This is a genomic window from Mycobacterium sp. (assembly GCF_035697385.1).
GTDB lineage: Bacteria > Actinomycetota > Actinomycetes > Mycobacteriales > Mycobacteriaceae > Mycobacterium.
Map to the genome: position 1 here is coordinate 1 of NZ_DASSCY010000233.1, position 9,547 is coordinate 9,547.

Annotated in this window: 6 protein-coding genes and 1 pseudogene; 3 read left to right on the forward strand and 4 right to left on the reverse strand. The window is 66.7% G+C overall.

Annotation, left to right across the window (positions count from 1 at the left end; genetic code table 11):
- From VFH65_RS19780 to VFH65_RS19795, 4 genes and pseudogenes are all read right to left on the reverse strand, one after another.
- Nucleotides 1–252, reverse strand: a pseudogene (locus VFH65_RS19780) (malto-oligosyltrehalose trehalohydrolase); the annotation flags it as partial.
- Nucleotides 245–2,443 carry a malto-oligosyltrehalose synthase gene (gene treY / locus VFH65_RS19785; RefSeq protein ID WP_353323747.1) on the reverse strand — a complete coding sequence of 733 codons (2,199 nt, stop codon included), beginning with the start codon at nt 2,441–2,443 and terminating at the stop codon, nt 245–247. The pseudogene VFH65_RS19780 and the gene treY, both read right to left, overlap by 8 nt.
- A 3-nt stretch (nt 2,444–2,446) precedes the next feature.
- A complete protein-coding gene (gene glgX, locus VFH65_RS19790; protein ID WP_353323748.1) occupies nt 2,447–4,597 on the reverse strand; it encodes a glycogen debranching protein GlgX in 2,151 nt (716 codons plus the stop codon).
- Entirely contained in the window at nt 4,597–6,774 is a 2,178-nt protein-coding gene (locus VFH65_RS19795; RefSeq protein WP_353323749.1) for an acyltransferase family protein, read from the reverse strand. The genes glgX and VFH65_RS19795 overlap by 1 nt, the downstream gene beginning before the upstream one ends.
- Before the next feature lie 23 nt (nt 6,775–6,797).
- Between VFH65_RS19795 and VFH65_RS19800 the strand changes: the two genes are divergently transcribed.
- The 3 genes from VFH65_RS19800 to bioD form a co-directional block, all read left to right on the forward strand.
- Nucleotides 6,798–8,090, forward strand: coding sequence for an adenosylmethionine--8-amino-7-oxononanoate transaminase (locus VFH65_RS19800; protein ID WP_353323750.1), 1,293 nt, complete (start codon nt 6,798–6,800; stop codon nt 8,088–8,090).
- Between the two features lie 31 nt (nt 8,091–8,121).
- Complete coding sequence (locus VFH65_RS19805; protein WP_353323751.1) at nt 8,122–9,267, forward strand: 8-amino-7-oxononanoate synthase; 1,146 nt, start codon at nt 8,122–8,124, stop codon at nt 9,265–9,267.
- Nucleotides 9,264–9,547 (forward strand): ATP-dependent dethiobiotin synthetase BioD (bioD, locus tag VFH65_RS19810; RefSeq protein ID WP_353323752.1); only part of this gene is annotated, 284 nt, incomplete at its 3' end. The genes VFH65_RS19805 and bioD, both read left to right, overlap by 4 nt.

Here is a 9,547-nt window from a genome sequence, read left to right on the forward strand (position 1 = left end):
GTCGGACCATGCGTCAGGGGCCGGCTGCCACAGCTGCGACCGCTCGTGCACGCCGTCGGGCTGGCGGGGGGAGCGCGGGTCGGGTAGCACCGTCGGGTCGTCGTCGAGCACGAAGCCGTAACGGGCGTCGGCACGCGCGTCGACATCGGCGCGCCACCAGCCGTCGTCCGATCGGCTCATCGGGTGCAGCGTGTCGTCGATGTCGAGGCGCACCAGTGAGGGCCGCGGCGCCCACACCGCGAACTCAGTCATCGTCGCGTTCCAACAACGCGACTGGGAGGTCGGCCAGCAACTCGGACACCACAAGCCTGCCGCTGAACCGGCCGCCGCCGATGCGGTCGGTCCATGCCCCGTCGGGCAGCGCCAAAGTCGTGTCACCCCAGCCTGTTTCGGCCAACCGCACCGTGTGCCGCGTGACCACCGTCAGTACGTCGGTGCCGCGGCGGAACGCCACCACATGCTCGGCGGCGGGTCCCTCGGCCAGCAGCGGTGAATATTGACCGTCGGTGAAGCTGGCGGGACGGTCACGGCGCAACCGCAACGCCGCCGTCACCACTCGCATCTTCGGGTGCTCCAGTCGGGCCAGCGCCTCGCGCCTGGCGCCGTAGTGCACCGGTCGCCGGTTGTCCGGATCGACCAGACTGTCCTCCCACAATTCGGTGCCCTGATAGACGTCGGGGACCCCAGGCACCGTCAGCGCCAACAGTTTCTGGCCAAGGGCATCGCTTCGGGCGTGCTCGTCCAGCTTGGCAACCAGCCCGGCCATCTCGGTGGCGACCGGGCCGTCGATCAGCGCGTTGATCCAGTCGTGCACACCGGATTCGAACTTCTCGTCAGGCTCGTTCCAGGACGTGTGGGTGGCGGCTTCGCGGATGGCCTTCTCGGCGTATGCGTGCAGCCGATCGCGCAGCTCGCCTGTGACCAGTCCGTCGGCAGGCCAGACGCCGAACATGTTCTGCAGCAGAAAGAGTCCAGTGGCCGGGTCGGGCGGTGGATTGCGCTGCTCCCAGGCTCTGACGTACTGCGCCCACAGCGACGGCACTTGCGACAGCACGCCGATCCGGGCGCGGACATCCTCGCCGCGTTTGGTGTCGTGAGTGGACAGCGCCACCATCGCGTGCGGCCACAGTTGGGCGCGCACCTTGGCACGCTGATGGAACTCCGCGACGCTGACGCCGAAATGCTGTGGCTCTCCGCCAACTTCGTTGAGCGACACCAATCGGGGGTCGCGGTAGAACAGGCAGTCCTCCATCGACTTCGCGGTCGCGGCGCCGCACAGTTGGTTGAATCGCACGGCGGCCTCGAGATTGGTCGACAGGGCCGCGGCGACGATCGACAACGGCTGCGCTAATTCCGGTGACGCGTCAGCTGTTTCGGCGAGTGCGACGCCAAGCACTGGTGACAACGAGGGATAGTCGCTTCGGTAGACGCCGATGTGGCTGATCAGCGCGGCGATGGCATCAGGTAGCCGGCTGTCGTCGCTATCGATCACGCGGCAGAGCCGGCTCAGCTCGCTGTGCAGCGTGTCGGTGACGGCGGCGGCCTTGAGCTGACGAGCCAGGTGCGGCATCGTTGCGTAGTCCGTTCCGGTGGAGTCCACCAGGCCGGTGAGCGCCTGCTTGCCGCTGGGATCGACGAATACGCCGCCGATTTCACGCAGTGCGTCGTAGCCGGTGGTGCCTGCCACGGGCAGCGTCGAGTCCAGCGCCTCGTCGACCGCCAAGATCTTCTCGACGACGATCCATGCCTGCGGACCGAGGAGTTCGCGCAGCCACGTCAAATACCCAGCGGGATCGGACAGGCCATCCGGATGGTCGATGCGCACCCCGTCGACCAGTCCCTCGTCGAACCAGCGCTTCACCTCGACGTGCGTGGCGTCGAAAACGGCGCGATCCTCCTGCCGCAGCCCCGCCAGCGACGTGATCGAGAAGAACCTGCGGTAGCCGCAGATCCTGTTCCGCCAGCCGATCGGCTTGAAGCGTCCGGCGTGCGGATACCCCGGCGGCGGGGGATCGTCGTCGGAACCCAAGACCGGCAACACGATTCGGGCCTCGGCGTCCAGGTCCCAGTCGATATCGAAGAACGAGGAGTACGTCGACTCCCGGCCGTGCGTGAGCACGTCCCACCACCACTTGTTCTGGTCGGGATTGTCGACGCCGACGTGGTTGGGCACGATGTCGACGATGAGGCCCATGCCGCGGGTGCGCGCCGCCGCGGACAGTCGCGCCAGGCCGTCGGGACCGCCGAGCGCGGCCGACACCGTGGTGGGGTCGGTGACGTCGTAGCCGTGCGTCGAGCCCTCGGTCGCCGTCAGGATCGGCGACAGGTACAGGTGCGACACGCCAAGCTCGTCGAGGTAGGGGAGCAGATCCTCGGCGTCGGCGAAGGTGAAGCAGTCTCCGCGCATCTGCAGCCGATACGTCGACAGCACTCCAAAACCCATGCGTCAGGCGGTCTTACGAAGCACGAGCAGCGACCGCGGTTGCAGCGGAATCTTCTCACCCGCCGCGACGACCAGATCGGTGGCGCCCGTCGGGTCTGCGGTGTCGATGTCGGCGGTCCACTGCTTGGCGTATTTCGCCTTGGGCGCGACGAAATCCTGTGCCTCGTCGTGTGCGTTGAAGCACAGCAAGAAGGAGTCGTCGACCACCCGCTCACCGCGTTCGTTGGGTGCCGTGATCGCGTCGCCGTTGAGGAAGACCGCAACGCACTTGCCAAGGCCCGCGCCCCAGTCCTCCGACGTCATCTCCTTGCCCGCCGGGGTCAGCCATGCGATGTCGCGGGACTGCCCGCCGCTGCGGATTGGCTTGCCTTCGAAGAACCGCCTCCGGCGGAACACCGGATGCTTCTTACGGAAACCGACGACCTTTTGAGTGAAGGCGAGCAGATCGGCGTTGGTCTCGCACAGCGACCAGTCCATCCACGAGATATCGGTGTCCTGGCAGTAGACGTTGTTGTTTCCGCGCTGGGTGCGGCCGATTTCGTCGCCGTGGGAGATCATCGGCGTACCCAGCGACACCATCAGCGTCCCCATGATGTTGCGCATCTGCTTGCCGCGCAGCGCCAGGATGTCCGGGTCGTCGGTCGGGCCCTCCACCCCGCAGTTCCATGACCGGTTGTGGCTCTCGCCGTCGCGGTTGTCCTCGCCGTTGGCCTCGTTGTGCTTCTCGTTGTAGGACACCAGATCGGCGAGCGGGAACCCGTCGTGGCACGTGACGAAGTTGATGCTCGCGCTGGGCCGCCTGCCGGTGGCCTCGTAGAGGTCCGAGGAACCGGTCAGCCGGGAGGCGAACTCGCCAAGGGTCGCGGGCTCACCCCGCCAGTAGTCGCGCACAGTGTCGCGATATTTCCCATTCCATTCCGTCCACAAACCTGGGAAATTTCCGACCTGATAGCCGCCCTCGCCGATGTCCCATGGCTCCGCGATCAGCTTGACCTGACTGACCACCGGGTCCTGCTGAACCAGATCGAAGAACGCCGATAGCCGGTCGACGTCGTAGAACTCGCGGGCCAGCGTCGCGGCCAGGTCGAATCGGAATCCGTCGACGTGCATCTCGAGAACCCAATAGCGCAGGGAGTCCATGATCAGCTGCAGGGTGTGCGGGTGCCGGGCGTTGAGGCTGTTGCCGGTGCCCGTGAAATCCTTGTACAGCCGCAGGTCGCCGTCGAGCAGCCGGTAGTACGCAGCGTTGTCGATGCCGCGGAAGTTGATCGTCGGGCCGAGGTGGTTGCCCTCGGCGGTGTGGTTGTAGACGACGTCGAGGATCACCTCGATGCCCGCCTCGTGGAACGAGCGGACCATGGTCTTGAATTCGGCAACAGCGCCGCCGGCGTGCTTGTTGGACGCGTACTGGTAGTGCGGTGCGAAGAATCCGAATGTGTTGTAGCCCCAGTAGTTTCGCAGTCCCAGGTCGAGCAGGCGGTGATCATGCAAAAACTGGTGCACCGGCATCAGTTCGATAGCGGTGACGTTGAGCGCCTTGAGGTGCTCGATGATCACGGGGTGGCTCAGGCCGGCATAGGTGCCGCGAAGCTCCTCGGGGATGCCCGGATGGGTCTGCGTCATGCCCTTGACGTGGGCCTCGTAGATCACCGTCTCGTGGTACGGCGTGCGCGGGGCGCGGTCGGAGCCCCACTGGAAGAAGGGGTTGATCACCACGCTGGTCATCGTGTGGCCGAGCGAATCGATCCCCGGTGGTGTGCCGCCGGAGGCTAGATCGCCGGCCTCCAGGTCGTAGGAGAACAGCGCCTGGGTGAAGTCGAAGTCGCCGTGGAACGACTTGCCGTAGGGATCGAGCAGCAGCTTGCTGGGGTCGCAGCGGTGACCGGCGGCCGGGTCCCACGGGCCGTGCACGCGGTACCCGTAGCGCTGGCCGGGCGTGACGGTAGGCAGGTAGCAATGCCAGACGTAGCCGTCGACCTCGTCGAGATTGATCCGCTCTTCGCTGCCGTCCTTGGCGATAAGGCACAGCTCGACGCGTTCGGCCACCTCGGAGAACAGCGAGAAGTTAGTCCCGGCGCCGTCGTATGTAGCGCCAAGGGGATAGCTGTCGCCGGGCCAGACGGTGGGTACCGAGGCCGGCTCTGCCGGCGGCATCAGTCAACCCACCAGCCGGTGGCGGTGGCGATCTGGCGTCCGAGTTCATTAGTCATGGTGCGCATGTATGTGGTCGAGATGTGGTGAGAGTCGTGATACAGCAAGATGTTTCCCTCGACCGCGCGGCAGATGTCCTTGCGACACACCGCGTCACTCATGTCGAGCGGCTTCAGCATCGGGAACTGCGCGACGAAATCCAATGTGGGGTTGTAAGGCGACAGTACGTCGGATCGCTTGATCCCGCAGGAGATCGCGTTACCGCCGTCCGCCAGGCAGTCGGCGGGGAAGTACGGCTCGCCGTTGCGCACCAGCCATGGAGTGTCGCGCATCGCCAGGATCGGAATGTTGTTGTCCGACAAGGTCTGCCAGATCCCGATGTAGGTTCCCGGCATCACATCGCCTGGTTTGATGTTCCACGGCCTGGTGGCGGTGGTGAACACGTAGTCGGGGTGGTCGGCGATGAGCTTGGCCATCACCCGCTCGTTCCAGTCGCGGCATTTCGGGTACGGGCGGTTGTCGCCCATCACCAGCGGCATTTCCTCGGTGGTCAGCGGGCAACCCATCTTCAGGTAGGTGACCACCTTGAAGTGGTGCATCCTGCCGAGCAGGTCCAGCGCGGTGATCCAGTGCTCGGCGTGCGATCCGCCTGCCAGTGCGATGGTGCGGGTCGCGGACGTGTCGCCGTAGGTGCAGTTGATGACTCCGATGTTGTCGAAGTCGCTGATACAGCCGTCCTCGGTGGTTTCCGGGATGTCCTTCTTGGCTTCGAGCACCGTCGGGCGCATCGGCAGCTTGGGCACCTTGGCCTTGTTGATCAGCGCGCGGGCGCCGGGATAGTCGCGAGACGAAAGGCCCGACAGCTCTTTACCATTCGCGCGCTCCACGGTGACATGCTCGCGCCAGGTAAACGACGTCGCCGTCAGCGCCACACCAAGCAGCGCGACCACCGAACCCAGCACCATCGTGGGCCGGCGCAGCCGGGACCGCAGCTGAACGACGGGGGCGGGATGGGCAGGCGCGCGATACCGCAGCGGATCTTCGACGAACTTGGTGGTCACCCACGCCAGCACACCGGACACCGCGAGCACCCCCGCGCCCTCGGCGAAACTGGCCCGTGAGTGTCCGCTGTAGGACAGCCAGAAGATCAGCAGCGGCCAGTGCCACAGGTACAGCGAGTACGCCATCGCACCGAGCGATACGAACGGCGCGGTCGCCAGCAGCCGGTTCGGGGCGGGCAGCCTGCCGCCGGTGTGTGGATCGGCCAGCCGGTTCGCCGCGGACAGAATGAACAGGATCGTCGCGCCGACCGGCACCAGTGCCCACGGTCCTGGGAATTCCTTGACGCCGTCGATCAGTGCGCCACACGCCAGGATCGCCGCCAGCGAGACCACCGCGACCGTCGTCCGCAGCCACATCGGCCAGCGGACGTATTGCACCACCGCACCCACCAGGGCCCCCAGCAACAACTCCCATGCGCGGGCGAAGCTGTTGTAGTAGGCAGTCGCCTGATCGGCATTGTGCGCGAAGATCGCGTACACGAATGACGCGATGGTCAGCGAGGCGAGCAGCACGACGAACGCGCTGCGCATATGCTTCTTGAAGAGCCGGCGAAACAGCAAGGCCGACAAGAAGATCAAGGCAAGAAACGCAATGTAGAACTGGCCCTGCACGGACATCGACCAGATGTGCTGCAGCGGGCTGACCGCTTCGCCGGCACGAAGATAATCCGAAGCGGTATTCGCCAGCTCCCAGTTCTGGAAGTAGCCAAGGCTGGCGAGGCTCTGGTCAGCAAACGTTTCCCAGCGCGTCTCCGGCTGGATCAGGATCGTCAGCACCGCCGAGGCGGCCAGCACGACGACAAGGGCAGGCAGCAGTCGTCGAACCAGCCGGGTGATTTCCGGCACCGGCCACAAGGAGGCCCCAGGGGTCAGCGCCGTGCGCAGCAGACGACTGCCGAAGAAGAAGCCCGACAGTGCCAGGAAGACGTCGACACCGCCGGAAACGCGGCCGAACCAGACGTGAAACACCGCGACCAGAGCGATGGCGACGCCACGCAGCCCGTCGAGATCGTGCCGATAGAAACCCGATTTCCGGGTTCCCATGGACGATGCAGCGGCGCGCGGAGGTGATCCCGGAACGGTGAGGGTCGCCGGCCGGGGAGGGGCGAGGGTCATCATGGTCGACGGATAATCTACCCAAGGTGCCCCCGTTGACGCCCGCTGAGATCAGCGCGATCGACGCCGCGCATGTCTGGCATCCCTACAGCACCATCGGAGCCGAGGCGTTGTCCCCTGTGGTGGCGGTGGGTGCCAGGGGCGCATGGCTCACCGTCATGCAGGACGCTCGCCCTGTCGAGGTGCTCGACGCGATGGCCTCATGGTGGACCGCCATCCACGGGCATGCTCATCCGGTCTTGGACGCGGCCATCACCGACCAGCTCGCCACCATGAACCACGTCATGTTCGGCGGGCTGACCCACGAACCCGCCGCTCGACTTGCGCAACTGCTCGTCGACATCACCCCAGCCGGCCTCGAAACCGTCTTCTTTTCCGACTCCGGATCGGTCTCCGTCGAGGTCGCCGTCAAGATGGCGTTGCAGTACTGGCGCAGCATCGGCCGCGGTGACAAACACCGGCTGATGACATGGCGCGGCGGCTACCACGGCGACACGTTCACTCCGATGAGCGTCTGCGACCCGGACGGCGGAATGCACGAGCTGTGGACCGACGTGCTTGCGGATCAGGAGTTCGCGCCGCAGGTGCCCTCCGAGTACGACCCCGCCTATAGCGAGGTCTTCGAAAAACAGCTCGCTGAACATGCCGACGAGCTGGCCGCCGTCATCGTCGAACCCGTCGTGCAGGGAGCGGGCGGCATGCGGTTTCACGATCCGCGATATCTGACCGACCTGCGCTCGATGTGCGATCGCCATGGCGTGCTGCTGATCTTCGACGAGATCGCCACCGGGTTTGGCCGTACCGGGGAGCTTTTCGCCGCCGACCATGCCCGCGTCAGCCCCGACATCATGTGCGTCGGGAAGGCGATGACCGGCGGCTACATCACGTTGGCCGCCACCCTGTGCAGCCGCGACATCGCGCACACCATCAGCACACACGAACCGGGAGCTTTGATGCACGGCCCGACGTTCATGGCCAACGCGCTGGCATGCGCGGTGGCGGTGGCCTCGGTTGAGCTTCTGCTCGCCGGGGATTGGCGTTCTTCAGTGCGTGGGCTCGAGGCGGGTCTGCGCGACGGCCTGGCTTCGGCGGCCGACCTGCCAGGCGTTGCCGATGTGCGTGTGCTCGGGGGAATCGGCGTGATCGAACTGGACCGGCCCGTTGACCTGCGCGTGGCGACGCCCGTCGCGTTGGAGCACGGCGTGTGGCTGCGCCCGTTCCGCAACCTCATCTATGTCATGCCGCCCTACATCTGCACACCCGAGGAGCTCGCGCAGATCTGCTCCGCAATGGTTGCCGTCGCCCGTGCGCTAACCTGAACGGCGTTCAAGTTCGGCAAAGGAGCACCGGGTGACGCGCACGGACCTTTCCCCGCTGGCTTGGCTCGACGACGTCGAGCGGCAGCGGCGCGCCGCAGGCCTGCGGCGCTCACTGCGCGTCCGTCCGCCCGTCGGCGCCGAGCTGGACCTGGCGTCCAACGACTACCTCGGCCTGTCGCAGCATCCCGACGTGATCGAGGGCGGGGTCTCCGCGCTGCGCACGTGGGGTGCGGGATCGACCGGGTCGCGCCTGGTCACCGGCAACACCGAGCTGCATGAGGGCTTTGAGAACGCGCTTGCGGATTTCGTCGGCGCCGAGTCGGCGCTGGCGTTCTCGTCCGGCTACACCGCCAACCTCGGTGCCGTGGTCTCGCTGTCGGGGGCGGGCTCGCTGCTGGTGTCGGATGCACTGACCCATGCGTCGCTGGTGGATGCCTGTCGGCTGTCGCGGGCCCGGGTGGTGGTGACGCCCCACCGCGACATCGCCGCCGTCGAGGCCGCGTTGGCCGCACGTGACGAGGACCGCGCCGTCGTGGTGACAGATTCGGTGTTCTCCGCCGACGGGGTGCTCGCTCCGCTGCGTGCGCTGCACGAGGTGTGCCGGCGCCACGGTGCGCTGCTGATCGTCGACGAGGCGCACGGCCTCGGCGTCCGCGGGACCGGCGGACGCGGACTGCTGCACGAGGTCGGTCTGGCCGGGGCGCCCGACGTGGTGATGACGACGACACTGTCCAAGGCGCTGGGCAGCCAGGGCGGTGTCGTGCTGGGTCCGGCTGCGGTGCGCGACCACCTCATCGACGCCGCACGGCCGTTCATCTTCGACACCGGGCTGGCCCCTGCTGCCGTCGGCGCGGCGTGGGCCGCCTTGCGGGTATTGATCGCGGAGCCGTGGCGTGCACAGGCGGTGTTGCGTCACGCCGAGGCGCTGGCCGACATATGCGATGTCGCCGAGCGGCCGGATTCGGCGGTGGTTTCGGTGATCCTTGGCGAGCCGGGGGTGGCGCTGGCCGCCGCGACGGCGTGCCTTGACCGCGGTGTCCGCGTCGGCTGCTTCCGTCCGCCGACCGTCCCCGCAGGGACGTCGCGACTGCGGCTGACGGCGAGAGCCTCGCTGTCAGAGGACGAAATGCGCTTGGCGCGTGAGGTTCTCACGGAAGTGCTCACACCCCGCCCGTGAGCGTTCTCGTGGTCACGGGCACCGATACCGGCGTCGGCAAGACGGTGGCCACCGCGGCGCTGGCCTGTCACGCCCGGCTTGCCGGAATCGATGTCGCGGTATGCAAGCCCGTGCAGACCGGCACCGCCGACGGTGACGACGACCTTGCCGAGGTGGGCCGGCTTTCGGGTGTTGCTGAATTGCATGGGCTCGCAAGGTTTCCCGAGCCGCTGGCCCCTGCGGCTGCCGCCACGCGTGCCGGTATGGCACTTCCGACGCGTGCTGAGCTGACGGAGTGGGT